The sequence below is a fragment of the Legionella navarrensis genome (assembly GCF_052527415.1).
In genome coordinates, this window is record NZ_JBNVZR010000026.1 from 12,419 (window position 1) to 31,290 (window position 18,872).

An 18,872-nucleotide genomic window follows, 5' to 3' on the forward strand; every position below is an offset into this window, starting at 1 on the left:
CAGGTAAAATAATATTTTAAAAGTCGGGTTAGACTTTCTACAAAACCTTATAAATCAGCTGATTTACCTGATTATCGAGCATTAAACAGTTTGCTTGTCAGTATATTTGGCTTTTGGTATTCTCGCTGTAAATTGTGATACCCCTGAAATAATCAATGAAGTTATTTACGCGGTTCATTTTCTTAATATATTTAGGACTAAGTTCTATGCTACACGCAGCTAAACCTATTTCTTACACCGTATTGCTTGCAGACAAAGATGGCAACTCTTATTTTAAGGTAGCATATAAAGAGTTAAATCCTTCTGAAGTAGGTTTTACCAGCCAAATGCTCTCTACGCACAATGTTTTTTTTGGCAAGGGTCCTGATAAAGAGCTAGATTGGCATAATCCTGCTCAAAAGTTATTTATTATTGTTTTATCTGGAGTTATGCAAATTGAAACCAGCAGCGGTGAAATCAAAAATTTTGGTCCAGGTGAAATATTGTTAGCAGAGGATCTAACTGGTAAAGGTCATAAAACACGTAGTCTTAACGGGGAATCAGTAAATTATCTTGCAATACCACTAATAAAATAAAAAGTAATTCCCCATCACTATTAAGACTTGCATGAGGAATTACCAAAATCCTCTATAGTGACTGCAACCATGGCAGCAACGATTTATTTTCTTTCCATGAAGGCATTTTTGGTGTTGGTGCCATACTGATTTTCTCAATTGCTGCTCTCTTTATTTCAAGGACGCGCCGCAGGGGACGTGCTCCTCTGGGACGGGTACATCCCTTTCGATATCCTTGTCATCCAGATCGGTTTCAGTACGATAAATCCCCAGATAAGATACTGATGAAAAAGAATCTCGACCGTGTTCAGATGACTGGTCCCTTTTCCCTTCAGAACGATCCCAAGTGATCGCAGCAATATTTCTCCGCCAGGTTATTATCTATTCCGAGGTTGACCATTGATACCAGACATTGCTGGAAATCTGATGAAACCAGATGAAATCAATACCCCTGTCAGTACCAATACCCCACCAAGGATTTGCATGTTTGATATATGACCGCCCCCAACCAGGGATATTATGACGGTAAATACAGGTACCAGATTGAAAAATATAGATGTATTACTTGCGCCCAAATGTTCAATTCCGTAATTCCAGAATAAATAGGCTAAAACCGAGCCAAAAATTGCCATATAAAGAAGTGCCGCATAGACCTGCCAGTCTTGATTCAAAATTTCGGAAGCCGTGATTGAATTTATAGAGAAAAACAACAAAATAATTGTTCCAATACCCATCGTTACAGCCGTTGTAATAAGTGGGGAGCTGTTTTTTACAAAGCGTCTGGCAAGAACGCCATAGAGAGCCCAACATATATTTGCACACAATATTATCAAATCACCAAAAGATATTTTAACCTGGGATAACATGCTTATAGATCCATTTGAAATTACAATAACAACCCCAATCAAACTAAAGATCATTCCTGCTTTTTGATTGGCCTGAATTGTATTTTTCAAAATAATTGCTGCCAGTAAAAGAGTAACGATCGGATTGGTTGCCATGATAAGAGCCCCATTTACAGGAGAGGTGTATTTTAATCCCCAGAAAAACAAGCCATTAAACCCTGCGACGCCAATAACTCCTAAAACGGTAAACGCCAGAATATTTTTCTTGACTACAGACATAATGTCGGATTCTTTCCATAAAACAAGAAAGGTAATCAATAGTGTTGCAATTGAAAATCTTACAGAGGCTGCTACTGAGGGTGGCATGTAGCCGACAACAAATTTTCCAGCATTAAAATTTGCCCCCCAAAATAAAGCAGATAAGGTTACAAGAACGGTTGGAAGTACTTTAGACATAATAAAATCCTTGAGTTATTTTTTATTGTTCAAATATTCTGTTGGGTTGGATTACTTCATTTTCCTGCGGCCTGTTTTCAATAAGATCTGACCATGCATTTAAAGCCTCCTTTCGTTGAGGCAGCATTTCATTTTTATTGTATATAGCCATGCTCTTCGGCATTTCTCAATCACCACTGAATCAACATGCAACGATTCACCAGACTGTTCAAGGAGGAATGCCGGCTCGTGATTATATTCTGATTGCAGCTCCTGGCATAGCTCGGTCGGAGAAAATATTCTGGCTGTCAGCGCCTGTAATGACGTATTCCGATTCGCTGTATGCCCAGTGTTTACTCAATACCTTTTTTTCCAGTTCTGTCAGGATATCAGACGCTTTCTAAAAATAAATCTTCACACAATGCTCTGTTCACCACACGGATATCTCGGTAGAATCATTCTAAATTGAAAGGGATATACGACCATATGGATGCGGTTAAGAAATTAAAATCATGTAATACCCACACAGGATTGTTACTTGGCTGCCTTATGCTGACAGGCAACCTTGCCGGGGCACAAACCAATCATTGGACTGAACAAAACAGGCATTATGTTTTTGGCTTTGATTTAGGAACTACTTACAGCAACTATCCTCATGGTGCTGTTTCTTTTCCTCTGGGCTACAGTACATTCACTTATTCAGCGGCACACCATACCGGCCACCCCACGCGTTTGGGGGCCTCTGTGCGAAAACGCTTTGATTGGCTCTCTGTTAACGAAATACAACTTGGCTTTAGTTACCATTATATTACTAAGGCTTTAGTTTCTGGTGATTTAGCCCAGGGCATAGCGCCTCCTTTTTCTCAATTTAATTATGGTTATAACTACACCAGCTCTCAATTGACTGCTGATGCAAAAATAATGCGTCACTGGCATAAATCATTTTATCCCTATGTCATTGCAAGTGTTGGCACAGCCTGGAACAGAGCATTTAAATATGTTACCTCTGTACCTGATTTTTTAACGCGGACCCCCTATTACCAAAACAAAGATAAAGCTTCTCTAAGTTACACTGTTGGCGGAGGTATTGATGTCTTAAAATCGGATGATTTTACTATAGGTCTGGGCTATCGCTTTTCAGACTTAGGCACCATAGGCCTTGGAAATGGACATATAGGCAACATAGAAACACCCAGTCAACTAAAACTATCCCCAGTTTATGTGAATACCTTGCTCATAGAGGTAAACTATTTTTTTTAAATCGTAACCGTATGGATACACTATGATCAATATGCTGAATTTAAAGAGCCTTGTGTTGATTGGAGGAATTATTCTTTCGCTCAGCACCAGTACTTTGTCTGCACTTGCGGCATCTACCAGTGCTCAATTCGCTTTACCCTTTACTATTGTTGCAAAGAAAAACACCATTCTCCCCTCTCAAGTGGCCATAGGAAGTACAGTTCATGCTATTTACCAGATTACTAATAACAATCCTGTTAAGGCGGTGAATGCCTCGATAGTTTCTCTTCCACCTCATACCTCTATCAATCCAACAGGCTGCGGCGCCAACAGCACCTTTACTTTAGCGCCAGATGAAAGCTGTACTTTAACCTTAACCGTTTCACCAGATGGTTTATTAGCAGGTGATGTAATCAGTGGGGCGTATGCACCACAGGTATTAATGGCCTGCTGGGACGATGGAATAAGCTGTGCCGGGGTAGCTAATCCGGCAAATATACTTAATGTCCTGGTTATCCCTCCCCCAACGCCGACCTATCAGTCTTTAATGCAGGACGTATTAATAGATGCTGATTTGTGGGGCAGTTCGCCGGCTATTTTATCGGCTAACTATGGTTTTGAGGGCATTGAAGGTGTACCAGGGTATGAAGCAGCCGTTATTGCTGCCGGAGGAGCATGGCAGAATATTACCACGCCCGGAGCCGCTTATGCTGCCTATACTACCTCACAAACTCCTAATGGTGTTGCCGTTGCATTTGGTTATCCTACGAACCACGCAGACGCAATGCCAATTTGTTTTAGCTGGCCCGTCTTACCCTCAACAGTTAATGCAACAGATTTCCGGCTAACCCTCAATACTGGAGAAGTGGTTCAGCCAGACGTCGCATCTATTGCACCTAATCTCTTATACAACAAACGGAGCTGTGTAGTTATTTTTGGCCATTTTGGTAATCGTCTTGCTCCAGGAACGCCAGGGGCAATTTATCCGACTCAACTCACCGTAGTAGATAACGGTACCACCTTAAAGCTTTATGGCCCTAATGGTCCGGTAAGTGCGGTTGGCCTTTCTATTGCCAGTGGAAATCCCTATGAACCAGGCGGCGGCCCAAAGCTGATTGGGGCAAAACTAAGTACTTATCCTAGAGCGGGACAGTGTGCACCCACGGTATTTAATAATAATTTTCCTAACAGTGGTGAGGCTTTATATCATTCTGATGCCGAGTACAGGTTACGAATTTATACCACTGCAGGGATTTCGCCTGATGGTGTGTCAGCTATTTTGCCTGATGCGTTTAGTGACTATTTTCAAATTGAAGCAACATCAGGTGGTAATCCTTTTCTTCTTACGGATACAAATTACGAATATACGGTGGATGGGGGCAAAATTACAATAATAGGTCTCGCTGATCTTGCTAAAGCAAACACGCCTTTGAATGATGCCTACGTTGCGGACAGAGATAATTACCTGGACATCGTACTTAAGGGGGATGATCTTGCCATGAGGGGAATCAGAGCCGTTATCATCCCGGCTTCTGGCCAGTATAAACCTCTTTATAACCCCGGAGGCCCAGGCAATAATCCTACGCCAGGGGTTACTTATACCTACCCTGGACCTTATTGGCGCCAGCCAGTCACTATAGCCATTGATGATCCGCTAACGGTGACTTTGAATCCTGATAATATCGTCTGCGGCCCTTAATGCGAAGCATGGGGGCGGATTTTTTACGCCGACTGCTCACTAAAACAATGACTATCCGTAAAGATGATAGTCTCAAGTCAAGTTCGTGTTTCATTGCACCCTGATAACAGGACCACAAAAGCGTGGTTGACTTCCGATTTGCGTAACGAGTTTGCGAACAATACAAGTCTGAAAGTTGCTTTTCTATAGTAATGCATTTATCAATTGTTCCAGAATCTAATTTTGTAGGATATAGATCACATTTTGGATTTGACCCCATAGGCCCATTGCCATTAAACAATGCTCTATTTGGATGATCATGAAAAACAATTTGTTCTATTTCAAAATAGACTTGGTTGACACAATCTGCTGGTGGGTGTTTATTCAACCAAGTAGAGTCAGGCATTTGGCAAAGACTTTCAGCGAAAGTTTTTAATGCGCAAACTTTCAACAGGAGCGCCTGTTTTTATATTCTTCAGGACAAGTGAGATTTGTTGATTGTCTGTAGACGTAGACTTTGGAATAATGGCTGAATATACAAAATTATCATGAAGATACAGTTCAATACCTTGAATTTTACCCATTTCATATGGTGGGTTATCAGATAAATAATAACCAAGATCACCAGACCAAACAAATGATATAGTAAGTGGCCTGGCTTCGTGGGAGAAAAGACTTTGTTGATATGATCCCGGAGCTTTACCCAAAACATCCCTTTCTGAAGCACTCATTGATCTATTCTCCATAGAAGCGTCATAACATACGACGGGATCTCGCCAAAAGCTTAATGATTACGATAATAAATTTTTGCGCCAGACCCTAAATCACACACAAACACAACGTGTATATCCAAAGCGGGTCGTTGTATGAAGCTTATGTCCAAGGTGACTTTATTGTCAGGGTTAATGGTGAATTTTACGTGCTGACGCAGCTCTCTGTAAGAATCACCCAGTTTAATCTCATTGACCATTGAGGTAACAATCTCACCATTTTTTTTGATAACGGCCTGGCTGGGTGTAAACGTGCCGAGAGTAATGTCATCCACCAAGGCAAATTCTTGATCGTCAGCATCGCTGGTCGTTTTACATTGTTGCAAGTCGGTGACAATACTGATTTTATCCCCTGTAGAAATCAATTCCTTGACCTTGTCGTAATCAACTACCTGGGTGTTGGCAAGCACGCTGTTTACAAGAAAAAAAAAGCGGTAATATAAGAAATTTTTTCATTTTTATTGTTATTCTTTTCAGTAAATGGCTGCTATTGCAAATGACTCGCTTACCTCATAACAAGTCACACATCCTCTGTTAGAAAGGCAAAAAAAGTTATGGATATCAACAAGCTGTTTGACATACTAAATGGTTTTGTTGAGGGGGGCAAGATCCCTCATTTTTGAATCGTTATCCCAGGATTCAATCACCGACACCGTCGTACCGCAGTCAGTAATGCTTGCGCAGCCAAGACAGATTATATCCCCCTTTTGGAAAATATCTCTACAAAAATAGAATCAATCGTTAAAGAACCGGTCAGTTCTGGCACAGAGTTTTCCTCCGGTCCCTGTCAGGCCGTTTATCCAGGTTTGCATGGAAAAGCAGTATTCAATATCACGAGTTGTCAACAGAACAGAGCCATTTTTCCAGGATCTTGTCGGAATTGGTGATCCACTTGCATCGGAAGCCAAAAATAGCCGATTAAAGAAGATGTATGTGGAAGAGCGTCTTATTATTCGAATTCTCATGTTTAAACCTACAGCCATAAACAGCGAGGATTTTAACTTATTAGTAGAGCTTGCCATGCGGGAAGAAGGCTATTCTCATATAAAATTATATATACTAAATATGATCATATGATACAATATAAGAACAATAACGTTGAGTATCATGATTCTTAGCCATGCATGACAAAAAATTCACCGCGGAAATCGTTAGTGAAACCACGAGAGCGAGACACAAGCTGAAAAAGCTTGAGGAAAAAATATATGACCCTGAGCTTCTTAAAGATGTTGTTGGGACCCTGATGCAAAAAGATATTTCGGAGGCGCATGCATTGTATCCAATTTGCAAAAAAATTCTGGCGTTGGATAAGCTCAGCGACAAGTTGGTGCAATTAACCGCGCTGAAACACCAGCTTTTGCAAGATACGCTGCATCGCCGAGTCTGGATGCGTACAGGCAAGTTAAAACAGTGGATTGAGTCACGTCTTCCGACCTTGACAATGACGTACATATCAAAACAACTGTCACAGGAATACCAAAGGCTGGCTCTTTTTCTGGGGCAAATACAAGAAGCAATGAATTCAGGTGGCAAAGGGTGGCTGGAGCCAGCCATTCCTTGTGATGATGGCGCTGTATACAATGAATACGGAAATCCGATTCTTCTGGCCATCCCCATGGCTAAAGAATTGGAAAAATCCCCTCTATATGATGCTGCCATGACAACTTATGTTCCGATCGAGATTCAAAAACAACGAACCTCTTTTTTGACTACTTTTTCGGTATTCCATCAGGCCGCCAACCAGATGAAAGAAAAAAATCCAGCCGGGGCTCAACGAGAAATTGAAAAGTTGATGAAAATCTCATAGTTGGAGCTTGAAGTTCGCGCGAGTCGAGAAAGTAGAACGCATTGCTGCGAGCCTGGCGTGCTTTAATTTCCGTTTTAGGAAACAAAATATTATTTTCCCGATTTATCATCAAATTACGAGAAAATAGCATACCAAAATCTGTAGGATACGCTCGCGTCAGTACGAATGACCAGGATGTTCAATTGCAACTCAACGCACTCGAAACAGCAGGTTGCGCAAAAAACAAAACATTTATCGATAAGATTTCTGGGGTACGTACTGAGCGGCCTGGATTAGACAAATGTATAGCAGAATTGGAAGCCGGTGACACTTTATTGGTGTGGCGATTAGACCGATTGAGTCGCTCAATGGCGCATTTAGTTACTTTAGTTGAAGATTTAGGAAAAAAAGGCATTGGATTTCGATCGCTCTGCGGTGGTGCTATTGATACAACTACCGCTTCAGGAGAGCTGATTTTTAATGTTTTTTCTTCTCTAGCTCAATTTGAACGCCGCTTAATTCAGGAAAGGACAAAGGCTGGATTAGAGGCGGCAAGGTCTACCGCCCTGAGTCATACGACGCATGATAGCCCAGCAGAAGTGGAGGACTGGGTAGGCGCGGAAGTCACCATGGCGGTCGATCACAGCGAGCGCCTTGCATCACAATCGTTTTCGCCCGCCAGTTCGTCAAGTCCTGTCTCATCAAGCTCTGATACCCCTCCAGTTAAAGAAAGATTAAAGAAGTTAAATTCAGGTGAAACAGAGGCAGACAAACCCGATAATAATCATTCTGGCCCAGGTTTTTAGCCATAGGTGATCTGTTTAGGGACGTGCTCCGATTACAATTGCCCAAATTGTGTTATTTTCAGAGGAGCACGTCCCCTCAGCATTGTTGCTGGATGAAAGTGGATATCATCTTGATTCCAATGAAAAACATTCCGTATAATCTTTTTTCTTAAACGGAAAAAAGGGAACGAAGGGAATGATGAAAAAAATTCAATTGACGGCGCTGGGTCTTGGTTTCTGCGCGGGGTGCTTTGCCGGTGATATGGGGATTGCGCCCGATGTCAGTGGCTTTTATTTAGAAGCCATGCTTGATTACAATAACTACCACTTTGACAGAGCGTATACCGCGTCTTTCTTTGGCCCGGAGGAAATCAGAGCACCCAGTGCGCAGATAAGCGACCGACTGGGATACAGCCTTGGTGCCGGATATCGTTTTAACAACTATATTCGAACCGCCTTTACTTTTCAGGCACGTCCAAGTGTACGCTACTCGGTTGTAGATAATGGTCCTGAACGGACAAACGGCGACTTTGACAGCTATGCCTATATGATGAATGCCTATTTGTCGCACCCCTCACTGTCAAGAGAAAACTTTACTCCTTATATTATGGGAGGGCTTGGGGTAGCGCAGAATAAGACGTCCAATATTTACTGGCCACTTGCCGTACAGACTGAGTTTTCAGATAGAACCTCCCAGTTTGCCTGGCAGGCAGGGATTGGTGGGCTTTACGCATTCAATCCGCACTGGATGATTGATCTTAACTATCATTTTGTCTCGCTCGGCGAAGTGAAAAACTCCGGTCAATACGATGCGATTGCCTCGAATGGCGTGCCGGCAAACGGGGCTCCCACTCGCTTTAACCGGGTTTACAGTAATCAGTTTGAGCTTGGGATTATTTATCAATTTGGTGTGGCAATGTAATTGTAAACGCAGGTCGGACGAAGCGCCCGACCTGCGTTTTCTAATAGACTCCAGACCACTGTGCCACCGCTTCAATTTCATTGTTCTGCATCAATAAAACGAGGTGATCTGTACAAGAAAAATTTTGATTGGATGACTGCCATACCCCACAACCTGCCAGATGTTTCCATTGAGCAGGGCTTAATACTGCAAAACTTGAATAAGTCTTTTTTAAATAGGCCTCAACCCCAGAAAGCTCTCCGAATGACTGACTGCTTCCTTCCGGTTATAAGAGACGTGCGCCGATTAAAATTGCCCAAATTGTGTAATTTCCTGAGGAGCACGTCCCCAGTAGAGCACTTTAGCTCTTAATCATCACTTCGAGTTTGATAAACAAGAAATATGTCCTAAAATAAATCAACGGCGTTATTTATTACGCGAATCAATCAAATCAATTATCAGGGCAGTAACTATAATGAAAGAACCATTCGAAACAGGTGCATCCTCAAGCAGTTCCAGCTCAGAATGGTTTCTGACAGGCAATTTATTTTTAAATACCCATTTTTTCAAGCGTGGAATAGTGTTGGTATCTCCGGATGAAGAGCATCAAAGCCATGTATCCGATGAAAGAAAAAGTTTCATGATAAATGATCGGGAGTTCATGTTTCACACGCTGAGTAAATCTAAAAAATCTTTATATCAACCCGAAACCCGTGGGATAAAAAAAGCTCAATCTCTTATGCACATGCTGACAGACTTCGCCAGCGACCGGATTGATATACGCTCGCCTGATTTGCGTGTATTGTTCAACAGGCGCAGGCGTGAGGAGGTATTCCTGCCCCTGTTATTTAATAGCAAAGGTAATGAGACAGGACTTTATCTATACCCATGGATTACTAAATCCAGCCTCCCCACCTCGTTCGCGGGTTTCAATCGATTCGTAACCGCTGGCTGCATGTTCGGGGCGACCATAAAAGGGATCACGCAAGACGGTGAGTCCGTAGAATTAATTAATCATCGATTACACTTAAAGCCAGGGCAACGAATTGAATCCGTAGCTTCTGGCACAGAAACAGATAACCCATATGAGGACGTATTATTTAGTGAATTCGAAAAAAACTGTCTATTAATGAGTTCTTTTGCTCACTCTGACCAGTCCACGAGTCTGCTTTACCATCTCCCTGCCATTGACTATATTTTATTCGGACTTAAGCTGTTTATTCATCAGCAAATGAGCTACGCTGCATTAGACCAGTTTGTTTGCGCCATTTTAATACAAAAGGAATTGCATCAAAAAAGGTTAGGCAAACTGTGCCAGTTACAAAATATTGAAGTAACATTTGATTCGCCCTTTTTCAACTTATTGCCATATATTGACACAGATAACCCCACCCAGTTTATCTTTAACCAACTGGGAATTGATATATTGATTGATGCGCACAGAGACTGCCCTAATGAAGCAGAGTTTCAATTCACCGCATCCTGCATTTCAAGGCTGTGTGCCAGCGAACATAATATGATTCATAAGCAGATATGGCAGGACTTTATTAACACTGAACCACAAAAACCCAAAACCATCGAAGAACTATTTAAAACGGGTAATGCCATCATGATAGCAACGGCATCCAATGGGCAGGATGATTACAAGGTCTGCTCTATACTCCCCTTATCTGAAAAGCAAATTCAGCTGAAATACGAACAATGCCGCACTAATTATAACGCCCTTGTTCCTGCAGGACACAAGCCTTGCCCTGCCATTATGAATTTAACCACTTTTGAGCCGGTTATTACCTACTCCCCCACTACTAATGGCCTGTTATTTTATTTTGCCTGTTACCTTGACTCATTATCTTCACTGATAACGGAAAAGAAAATCGTTCATTATGCATCACGAAATCTGGGATTATTCGCTGAAAAGTCAAAAAAATCAGAATCCGATGCAGGATCAAGTTCAAGCTCCACATTAGAACCCATTGACCTACAGGAAATTTTCCGTGTCCAACTAATTAAATAAACCGCTAAACTTAAAAAAGAGATGCCCAATAATATAAGGTTACGACGCATGAAATCAAAGGGACCTGGTGATAAAACAAAGTCATTATTAACCGACATGGCGTTGCTATCAAGCATTGAAAACGGTAGCCTCACAACAGAAAATATGCTGGAACACATCATTTATTACTACGAAAACATCATTGGCTGCATGCCCGGCAACGTCTACTGGCTGGACAGGAATGGAATAGCAACGGGCTGTAACAAAAATGTTTTGGATATGTTTGGGTTGAAATCCATTGACGATTTTAAAGGCTTAAGTTTTGAGGCAATGGGAAAATTGGGGCACTGGCCTCAACTGGCGATTCAGACATTCAAAAGGGACACCATGGAGGTCATCCGTACTGGACGCCCCAGATTAAATATAGAAGAGCCCCCTATTCAGCACATCGATGGAAGAACTATTCATTTCTTAACTCATCGCGTTCCCTTATTTAATAAAAAACATGGCGTTGTTGGTATGGTTGGTATCTCTATTGATATAACCGAGCGTAAGCAGCTGGAATCCGCGTTGAAGGAAAGCAGGGACATGGCGGAAGCCGCGAATCAGGCGAAAACAGAGTTTTTAGCAAATATGCGCCACGATATCCGCACTCCTTTGTCTGGTATTGTGGGCTTTTCTGAGATTTTAAAAATGGAGTCAAAGGAGCCTCGCATCAGGGAATACGCTGATAATCTGATAGCATCAAGTCATGCTCTGCTGGATTTGATGGACGAGGTCCTCGAGGCTGTGCGTGTAAGCTCCGGTGAAATACCGGTTCTGAAAAGAAAATTCAATTTAAGCAAAACCTTTAATGACATTATGGCTTTGTATGCTGCAAAATCTCACGAAAAAAATATTGACCTGACACTGACTCTGGATCCTGCATTACCACGTTTTGTAATTGGCGATAAAATCAGGCTGCACCGTATAACACTGGAACTGGTCGGCAATGCGCTTAATTTTACGGATATGGGTTCTGTCACAGTTAAAATTGAATTGGCGAAACGTGAAAATCTTCAACTGGTTATCAAAATGGTGATAACGGATACTGGTATGGGCATACCCAAAGACAAACAACAGGAAATTTATCTCCAGTTCAAACGGCTGACCCCATCCTATCAAGGTATATACAAAGGAGCCGGACTGGGATTGTTTGTCGTGAAGCAATTTATTGATGAAATCGGTGGCGAAATTTACGTGAGCAGCGAACCCCAAAAAGGAACCTGCTTTACCTGTCTCATCCCCTTGCAGGAATCTCTGCTTGATGACAGTTCAGGCGTGGATAGCGATGAAGAACTGAAAATAGATAAATCATGGATGACGCCAATTAAACAACAGGCCGCCCTTTCGAGTCTGGACGAACCAAATCCGGATTCATCATCAAGAATACTTGTCGTAGAAGACAATGGCATTGCCCAGATGGCTGCAAAAACATTACTATCAGCGATGTCCTGCCATGTTGATGTAGCCGCAAATGGTATGGATGCTCTGGCCTTATGCAGGAAAAACAAATACGATTTGATTTTCATGGACATTGGCCTTGGGGAGGGTTTGGATGGGTATGAGGTAACGCATCATCTGCGTGGCATGCCAGAGACCAGCGAGATCCCCGTTATTGCCCTGACAGCTCATGGTGGCGATGAAAACAAACAGCGTTGCATTGAAGCTGGCATGGATGCAGTCTTAACCAAGCCGCTGACCAGGGCGCATGCCGCCGACATGCTCGCAAACTTTATTCCAGCAAGACGGGCAGCACCACCAGTTGAAAAACAGACCCCATGGCGCGACTTGCCTGACAGCGACGCAGAACTGTTTCAGCTCGGCCAGTTTGCTCTTCTTGATACCGGGCAGGCTTTGCAAAACTGTGGCGACCAGGCCATGGTGATTGAATTATTAACCATGATGCTGAACACAGAAATGCCGAAAGATTTAACCGCCATGAAACAGGCCTATGCAGACAGGAATTACGAGACCGTTGAAAAACTGGCTCATAAAATCAAGGGAGGCGCGGTTTATATCGGAACAACCCGTATGAAATACGCCTGCCAGTACGTTGAACGGTACTGGAAAACAGGTGAGCGTGAATTATTTGATGCCCTGTATCACCAGGCCCTTTCAGTTATTGATGAAACCTGCCTGCACATTAAAGTCTGGCTGGAGAAACAATAGACAGTAAGCGTAGGTTGGGCCTCGGCCCAACAACGAAGCTCGCGAGACACTCCATTGTTGAGCCAACACCAACATGCCTGAAAAACGGCCCCGTAGCCACTATGGCTGGTTTGCAAAGGGAATTATCACCTCTCTTGTTTCTTCTTCACCGGTATAGTTTCTTCTGCTGTTTTCGCCTGGACGAAAAAGAAAGCATGGTTTGCTGAAATTGACGTTAAATGGGCGTTCCTTTTTATAAAAACGCGTTGTCATTGTGTCTATTCTGCAATTCCTCTCTTCGGAAAAGTCTATTTTAGTATTGCACTCTTCACCTTTTATATCACTCTGCAATAACATTTTTATGCTCTCTCCCCTTACATATTCTTCGGGTACGTTTTCCGCACGAAGCCAGACGCGCAAGGGATGTACCGGTTGCGTTAAATTATAAAGCGCTCGCGGTATCAGGGTTATTAATCTTACAGGGAGGGTTAGTAATTCCAAAAAAAAAGCCGGAATAAATTCCAGGTTCTGCCTAAAGGTGCGATCGGAAGGCCAGCCCTCGTAATAAAGAGTATTAATGATTAAAGGCGACAGGCAATCCATGGCGGCATGTTTCATGGAATCCGTTCTTGTGGGGATAATAAGCATCTGCCAGCCAGGTACATCAGGTCCGGTTCGATTACAAAAGGTCTTTAGATCATCGTATTCAGGCCGGTCAAGCGTTTTTTTCCATAGCGTATTGTTCTCATGATCAAGAATTTTAACTTTCATGCCTTCGTTCCTTCGTTTTTAGTTATTAAATTTTTTAAGCAACAAGCGCCCTACTTACGCTTGCTGATAAACCACAACAGCCTGACTGCTCAGGTTTTATCATATTAAAATCCTTTTGTAACTACCCAGGTACGTCATCCAGAGCGTAGCGAAGGATCTCAAATGGTTTAGCATTGAACCAAAATCAGGAGATCCTTCACTACGTTCAGGATGACGTGGGTTCATTATGTTGGCGAAGTGTCCAACCTTATTTTTTCAGTGAAATTTTAAAAGTCAGACATATCAATAAATGAACCCCGATTAAAATAAGAAATAACATATAAAACGTTTCAGTTTGTGCAAAAAAAGAGAGGGGATCAATGCGCATCATCAGGCTGGTAAATATAAGAAAGAATACAATAGTAAGCGAATAAAAAAAGGTGTATTTACTGTGATTATTCAACATCATGGAAACAAAAGAAAAAACAAAGGCAAATAACATTCCAAAAATCGTGATTAAATACAAAGATATGGGCCACAAGGCATGATCGTCACTGTTATTATAATGTAACAGTAAAGATAAAAGTTGACCTGAAATAAAACTAAAACTAATTAAGAAAAAATCCCGATTAAATCCTTCTCGTTTTGTTAAGGAGCCATCAGGCTTGTTACATACAGGCCTCATTTTAAAAGACCAATACACGAAAGAAGCGATCAAAGGAAGGCTGAAGTATATATATTCCCACGAAAACCGATATGAAAAATATTCCATGGTGGCTAAAAGGGCTAAATAGATGATCACAAGAGCCGCGGAATAAATATTGAATTGATACACGTTAATTCTCTGATTTTGGATAGACATTGCCGAGATTACATGTCAATGAATGCCGGATCAACAAATGATATTTATTCTGACGAAGTAAGGTCTGGTTTTCGGGCTGACGATATGGTCTGTATAGAGAGATGGCGCTCCTGAACGAGCACCATCTTTAAGGAGTTTTTATTTAGGCAGTAATACCTTGTCTACGACGTGAATAACACCGTTTGAAGCCTTTACATCAGCTTTGATAACTTCAGCATTATTGACGTATACTTTACCATCCTTCACGGTAATATCAACGTCCTGGCCGCTCAGTGTTTTGACCATACCTGGTTTAATTTGATCCGAGGTAACGTCACCACTGACCACATGGTAAAGTAATACCGCCTTAAGCTTTTCTGGATTAGCAAGGAGCGCGTCCAGATCTGCTTTGGGTATGGCTGCAAATGCCTCATTCGTTGGAGCAAAAACGGTAAAAGGACCATTACCCTGTAAAGCCGTAACCAAATCAGCTTTTTGCAACAACGATACGAGGGTTGAAAAGTCCTTATTTCCGACAGCGATATCTACTATCGTATTACCTGCATTTGCTGCCATGCTAAACAGGGAAAATACAGCCACTAAAAAAAATTTTCTAAAAGCATTCATTTCATCATCCTTATAAAATTGCACCGTTAAGAGCATAGACCATGATTTAAATTTATGCAATTTAATACACAATACCTAATCACAAATACGTTTCATTAACTACACTATAAGAAACCTGAAATTATTTTCAGGAAGATAGCTAAAATCCTGGTTGTTAAGGAGTTAAAAATGAACCTGTCCCGTGAGGAATTAATCCATGAAGCTCAAACCAAATCAATAGCCATTGCCTTCATTTACTCACCCAATGAATTAAACAAATATATTGTTGAAATAGTATCTAAAAATTCAGATCGATATATTCGAAAGGATGATCATTTATGCCACTTCCTTTCCGTTAAAGACGCTGTCTATAATGCGCAGCGATATGGAGCCACTGAGTTTTTCCTTTGTGTAGATAACACCTATGATGAATGCTGCTCGACAGAATCGAGACAGCATTTTGATTTCATTCCAATTCAGTCAAAAATAAAAACTTATAAAAATTAAAGGTAACTCCCAAGGTTGTGGATAAGATTGGTTTTAAGGTAACCAATACGTACTCACGTCATCCTGAACGAAGTGAAGGATCTCCTGAATCTGGCTCGGTTCCGGGCAGTTTGAGATCCTTCGCTACGCTCAGGATGACGTACCTGGGGAGTTACAATTAAAGAATGCCCAGGCTTTCAGGCGTCGCGCTGTCCGACATATCAGGTTGGACACAAACCTGATTAAACACCGCTGTCAGCATGCGCAACTCATCTGCTGGAGTATACTGTTCCGGATTGATACCATGGTGTCGTAAGTCGATTGAAAACAATTTAAGTCTGCACGCGGTCTTTGAAGGCTTTATCTTTCTTGATGTCTCAAAATCGATTAAAAAAAGCTCACCATTTGCGTTCAGAAGAAAGTTTTGCAGGCTGATATCGCCATGAACATATCCCTCTCTGTGCAGGGACTTCACTAAATTGGCGGCTTTTTCCCTTATCACGTCCCATTGCTCCGTACCATGCAGATGCGTTAATTCACTCAAGGGGCGGCCTAAAAACGGCATGATTATTTCCACATAATCCGTTGTATTTTCAATCCTAATCGTCTTTTTGTTGATAAGTTTGAACAGGGCTTCCTCTTTTGCTGTCTCCTGCAATTCATCCCATAAATTTTTTCTCAATGTCTTTATCTTGTGTACCTTGTCAGTGCCTGTATTGTGAAATACGAGATGTTGTCGTTCATCATCTTTTTTTAATACGGTATTGGACCGGGATCTGGTTATTTTTACAACTAGTTTTTTCCAATCAAAATGAAGTTTTTCTGAGGAATTATTCGCCAAAAGGCTTTCAACAAAAGGATGCGTTATCGATTCATCAGAAAACTTCAGACTATCTTCCCTGATAGGAGTGTTTTTCACAACCTGCATGATCCCGCTAATCACTTCCGGAGAAATGCCTGCTTTTTGCATGGCCAGGTGAATCGTAGTCGATTGTTTATACAATGGTTTATTGCAGCGGCGATAGCCACCTTCCGTTTTAATTGAGACCAAATATAACGTTCCATTGGAATAAGAAAAACGGAAAGATTTGTATCCCTCAAAAAAACGCTGTAACTGTGCATCAATCGTGACTTGTCTTTTAATCAATTCAATAGCACGCTCATAAGCAGTTGACGATGAGGAAGATGAAACTGTACTCACAGAGGGCCCGCAGATGGAATGGAGCAACGGGAGTAGTGTTAATTTATGCTGTTGATAAATCGCCGCGATTATTTGATCAAATTCTGTAAAATACTCTGGTTCCAGTGGCGAATGTAACAGTGCGCTTAAAAAACTGATTTGTTCAGGCTCAGGATTCCGCAAACAGCGTTCAACAAGCTTGGTCAATATTACTTTGAAGGGTGTGTTTTCAGCATTGGGAATGTAAACAGTACGGTACCAGTCAATAAAGGCAGCCCATGAATGAGAACGCAGTACTGCGAACTGGGGATCAATCTCCATCATACGCTGAAAAAAGCTGTAATATTGGGGCGCTTTGTAATGCTCAACGGAGGGCAGCGCGTCAACGGGATAATCTTTGTTGGAGAGTAAATTCAGGCAATGCGCAAGTGGGGCAATGATTTCGTGCAGGCTATGCAACCCACTTCCTGCAATGTATCCAATCCCATTGGTACAATAGATTATTTGCTCATCATAAGTCAGCGCATTTGTTGCTATCATAAGGCCCGCGAGCAGCGAGATGGTTCCGGAGTAGCTGGATATAAATGGCGTTTCGTGGCGCACAAAAGCCGCTACCAATGTGGAGGAGGAATAACGTGCCGGGCATTGCGTCCAATCTACCCACGGAGCATGCAAGTCGAGTGAGGGTAATTTTGCCTGCATTGCTGGAACCTTACAGCGCATAACACCAAGGGTGTTGGTTTTTACCGTTGCATCCGGCTCGCCCCTGCCACGATCAGGCTCAAAAAAATAAAAATCCTTCTTATACATCATGGTGTCGCTGACAAACTGGCGGCATTCATTACCCGTATCATCGGGCAAACGCATCTGCCTTAAAAACTCTGACATATCAACAGGATTGTGATTCTGGTTATATTCCTCAAGAATCCTGCCAGACACAGGATTGCTGCTTTCATCGATAGCATCGTCGGAGGCGATCAGGGGTATTTTTCTTTGCACACAATAGGCAAACTGAGTATGAATGGCCATGACTTCATAATGCCGGGTATGCGGGGATTTTAAGCGATTTATGGTTAAATTAATGATATGCCTGGCTTGCGTCAGATTTAATTCCAGGGCTTCAGGAGAGATTTTTTCATCTTGTGGAAGCCCGGCATTAACATCCTCTAAATAAAATAAGCCAGGGTAGGCAGTGTCACCAGTAGCGGCACTCAATTCGAAAACCACATGAAAGGCAAATCGAAGAAAATAGCACGTAACATTGCTGGTATCCTCCAGGGAAAGTCTGTCCTGATAATATTCCAGTGTTGTCAGCAAAACCTTACTGACTTTATTGCGGACATCAACCATCCTGTCGGTAGGATTTAAAAACAGATTCGCACTGATGAATGTTTCACTTCCACCAATAAGCGGGTGTTCATTAATAACTTTACAGGGCAAGACGCCAAAAAGAGAGCGCTCGACAATATCAAGTGTAGGCTGCATCCATTGCCGAAGAGCGGGACTGCCTGTTTCATGGATGATTGTCAGCAGTTTTTCCCTGCTATCGTGTTGTTCGATGGATTTCTGCAGCGCTTCAATGAGGGGTAATTTTTCGGCTTCAGCAAAGGTGGAATCTGAGGCTCTTACCAACAAGGCCATTTTGGCTTCGGTCAGCGTATCAAAATATACTTGCCTGCGATATTCATACATAGTTACTATCCATTTTGCAAAAACTGCTTAATTAAAGACTACGAATTGTATCACATGGCCATAATATGGACAATAATTCATATAGAAGATAGTTGTAGAAGCTAGTGCCTTATCAATATTCAATCCTGGGGTAGGGTGGGC

General features: G+C 42.0%; 16 protein-coding genes. 10 read left to right on the plus strand and 6 right to left on the minus strand.

The features are described from left to right. The first annotated feature begins 206 nt into the window (after positions 1-206). Entirely contained in the window at positions 207-575 is a 369-nt protein-coding gene (locus tag ACQUTA_RS12080) for a cupin domain-containing protein (RefSeq protein ID WP_444988512.1), read from the plus strand. A 356-nt stretch (positions 576-931) separates the two neighbouring features. On the opposite strand, the gene ACQUTA_RS12085 is transcribed toward ACQUTA_RS12080, so the two are convergent. Then, positions 932-1,855 carry a DMT family transporter gene (locus ACQUTA_RS12085; RefSeq protein WP_444988513.1) on the minus strand — a complete coding sequence of 308 codons (924 nt, stop codon included), beginning with the start codon at positions 1,853-1,855 and terminating at the stop codon, positions 932-934. A gap of 465 nt (positions 1,856-2,320) precedes the next feature. Here ACQUTA_RS12085 and ACQUTA_RS12090 point away from each other — a divergent pair, with 465 nt between their 5' ends. Further along, positions 2,321-3,094 (plus strand): outer membrane protein, encoded by a 774-nt coding sequence (locus ACQUTA_RS12090; protein ID WP_444988514.1) that lies wholly within the window; start codon positions 2,321-2,323, stop codon positions 3,092-3,094. A gap of 22 nt (positions 3,095-3,116) precedes the next feature. Next, entirely contained in the window at positions 3,117-4,772 is a 1,656-nt protein-coding gene (locus ACQUTA_RS12095; protein WP_444988515.1) for a hypothetical protein, read from the plus strand. Between the two features lie 398 nt (positions 4,773-5,170). Here the strand turns inward: ACQUTA_RS12095 and ACQUTA_RS12100 are convergent, their stop codons facing one another. After that, entirely contained in the window at positions 5,171-5,482 is a 312-nt protein-coding gene (locus ACQUTA_RS12100) for a hypothetical protein (RefSeq protein WP_444988516.1), read from the minus strand. A 53-nt stretch (positions 5,483-5,535) separates the two neighbouring features. Beyond that, the gene (locus ACQUTA_RS12105; RefSeq protein WP_444988517.1) at positions 5,536-5,931 is read right to left on the minus strand and encodes a VirK family protein; all 396 of its coding nucleotides are present in this window, start codon (positions 5,929-5,931) and stop codon (positions 5,536-5,538) included. A 400-nt stretch (positions 5,932-6,331) separates the two neighbouring features. Here ACQUTA_RS12105 and ACQUTA_RS12110 point away from each other — a divergent pair, with 400 nt between their 5' ends. The 6 genes from ACQUTA_RS12110 to ACQUTA_RS12135 all read left to right on the plus strand — a co-directional run bounded on the left by ACQUTA_RS12110 (position 6,332) and on the right by ACQUTA_RS12135 (position 13,197). Then, the gene (locus ACQUTA_RS12110) at positions 6,332-6,598 is read left to right on the plus strand and encodes a hypothetical protein (protein ID WP_444988518.1); all 267 of its coding nucleotides are present in this window, start codon (positions 6,332-6,334) and stop codon (positions 6,596-6,598) included. A 43-nt stretch (positions 6,599-6,641) separates the two neighbouring features. Next, a complete protein-coding gene (locus ACQUTA_RS12115; protein ID WP_444988519.1) occupies positions 6,642-7,328 on the plus strand; it encodes a hypothetical protein in 687 nt (228 codons plus the stop codon). Positions 7,329-7,369: 41 nt separating this feature from the next. Continuing rightward, the gene (locus ACQUTA_RS12120) at positions 7,370-8,113 is read left to right on the plus strand and encodes a recombinase family protein (RefSeq protein ID WP_444988520.1); all 744 of its coding nucleotides are present in this window, start codon (positions 7,370-7,372) and stop codon (positions 8,111-8,113) included. A gap of 175 nt (positions 8,114-8,288) precedes the next feature. Then, positions 8,289-9,014 (plus strand): outer membrane protein, encoded by a 726-nt coding sequence (locus ACQUTA_RS12125; RefSeq protein WP_444988521.1) that lies wholly within the window; start codon positions 8,289-8,291, stop codon positions 9,012-9,014. Between the two features lie 454 nt (positions 9,015-9,468). After that, the gene (locus tag ACQUTA_RS12130; protein ID WP_444988522.1) at positions 9,469-11,007 is read left to right on the plus strand and encodes a hypothetical protein; all 1,539 of its coding nucleotides are present in this window, start codon (positions 9,469-9,471) and stop codon (positions 11,005-11,007) included. 48 nt (positions 11,008-11,055) lie between these two features. Then, a complete protein-coding gene (locus tag ACQUTA_RS12135) occupies positions 11,056-13,197 on the plus strand; it encodes an ATP-binding protein (RefSeq protein WP_444988523.1) in 2,142 nt (713 codons plus the stop codon). Positions 13,198-13,296: 99 nt separating this feature from the next. On the opposite strand, the gene ACQUTA_RS12140 is transcribed toward ACQUTA_RS12135, so the two are convergent. Together ACQUTA_RS12140 and ACQUTA_RS12145 are read right to left on the minus strand one after the other, a co-directional pair. Next, positions 13,297-13,947, minus strand: coding sequence for a hypothetical protein (locus ACQUTA_RS12140; RefSeq protein ID WP_444988524.1), 651 nt, complete (start codon positions 13,945-13,947; stop codon positions 13,297-13,299). A 979-nt stretch (positions 13,948-14,926) separates the two neighbouring features. Then, entirely contained in the window at positions 14,927-15,394 is a 468-nt protein-coding gene (locus ACQUTA_RS12145) for a fasciclin domain-containing protein (RefSeq protein ID WP_444988525.1), read from the minus strand. Between the two features lie 168 nt (positions 15,395-15,562). On the opposite strand from ACQUTA_RS12145, the gene ACQUTA_RS12150 reads away from it, so the two are divergent. Next, positions 15,563-15,880, plus strand: coding sequence for a DUF6482 family protein (locus ACQUTA_RS12150; protein WP_444988526.1), 318 nt, complete (start codon positions 15,563-15,565; stop codon positions 15,878-15,880). A gap of 157 nt (positions 15,881-16,037) precedes the next feature. Here the strand turns inward: ACQUTA_RS12150 and ACQUTA_RS12155 are convergent, their stop codons facing one another. Further along, positions 16,038-18,731, minus strand: a complete 2,694-nt coding sequence (locus ACQUTA_RS12155; protein WP_444988527.1) for an RIO1 family regulatory kinase/ATPase domain-containing protein — start codon at positions 18,729-18,731, stop codon at positions 16,038-16,040. Positions 18,732-18,872: the final 141 nt, after the last annotated feature.

Excerpts from the sequence above, each read along its gene's own strand:
- ACQUTA_RS12150 (WP_444988526.1), top strand. The coding sequence starts at position 15,563 with ATGAACCTGTCCCGTGAGGAATTAATCCATGAAGCTCAAACCAAATCA.
- ACQUTA_RS12100 (WP_444988516.1), bottom strand. The coding sequence starts at position 5,482 with ATGAGTGCTTCAGAAAGGGATGTTTTGGGTAAAGCTCCGGGATCATAT.
- ACQUTA_RS12155 (WP_444988527.1), bottom strand. The coding sequence starts at position 18,731 with ATGTATGAATATCGCAGGCAAGTATATTTTGATACGCTGACCGAAGCC.
- ACQUTA_RS12145 (WP_444988525.1), bottom strand. The coding sequence starts at position 15,394 with ATGAATGCTTTTAGAAAATTTTTTTTAGTGGCTGTATTTTCCCTGTTT.
- ACQUTA_RS12125 (WP_444988521.1), top strand. The coding sequence starts at position 8,289 with ATGATGAAAAAAATTCAATTGACGGCGCTGGGTCTTGGTTTCTGCGCG.
- ACQUTA_RS12135 (WP_444988523.1), top strand. The coding sequence starts at position 11,056 with ATGAAATCAAAGGGACCTGGTGATAAAACAAAGTCATTATTAACCGAC.
- ACQUTA_RS12085 (WP_444988513.1), bottom strand. The coding sequence starts at position 1,855 with ATGTCTAAAGTACTTCCAACCGTTCTTGTAACCTTATCTGCTTTATTT.
- ACQUTA_RS12115 (WP_444988519.1), top strand. The coding sequence starts at position 6,642 with ATGCATGACAAAAAATTCACCGCGGAAATCGTTAGTGAAACCACGAGA.
- ACQUTA_RS12090 (WP_444988514.1), top strand. The coding sequence starts at position 2,321 with ATGGATGCGGTTAAGAAATTAAAATCATGTAATACCCACACAGGATTG.
- ACQUTA_RS12095 (WP_444988515.1), top strand. The coding sequence starts at position 3,117 with ATGATCAATATGCTGAATTTAAAGAGCCTTGTGTTGATTGGAGGAATT.
- ACQUTA_RS12080 (WP_444988512.1), top strand. The coding sequence starts at position 207 with ATGCTACACGCAGCTAAACCTATTTCTTACACCGTATTGCTTGCAGAC.
- ACQUTA_RS12140 (WP_444988524.1), bottom strand. The coding sequence starts at position 13,947 with ATGAAAGTTAAAATTCTTGATCATGAGAACAATACGCTATGGAAAAAA.
- ACQUTA_RS12130 (WP_444988522.1), top strand. The coding sequence starts at position 9,469 with ATGAAAGAACCATTCGAAACAGGTGCATCCTCAAGCAGTTCCAGCTCA.
- ACQUTA_RS12110 (WP_444988518.1), top strand. The coding sequence starts at position 6,332 with ATGGAAAAGCAGTATTCAATATCACGAGTTGTCAACAGAACAGAGCCA.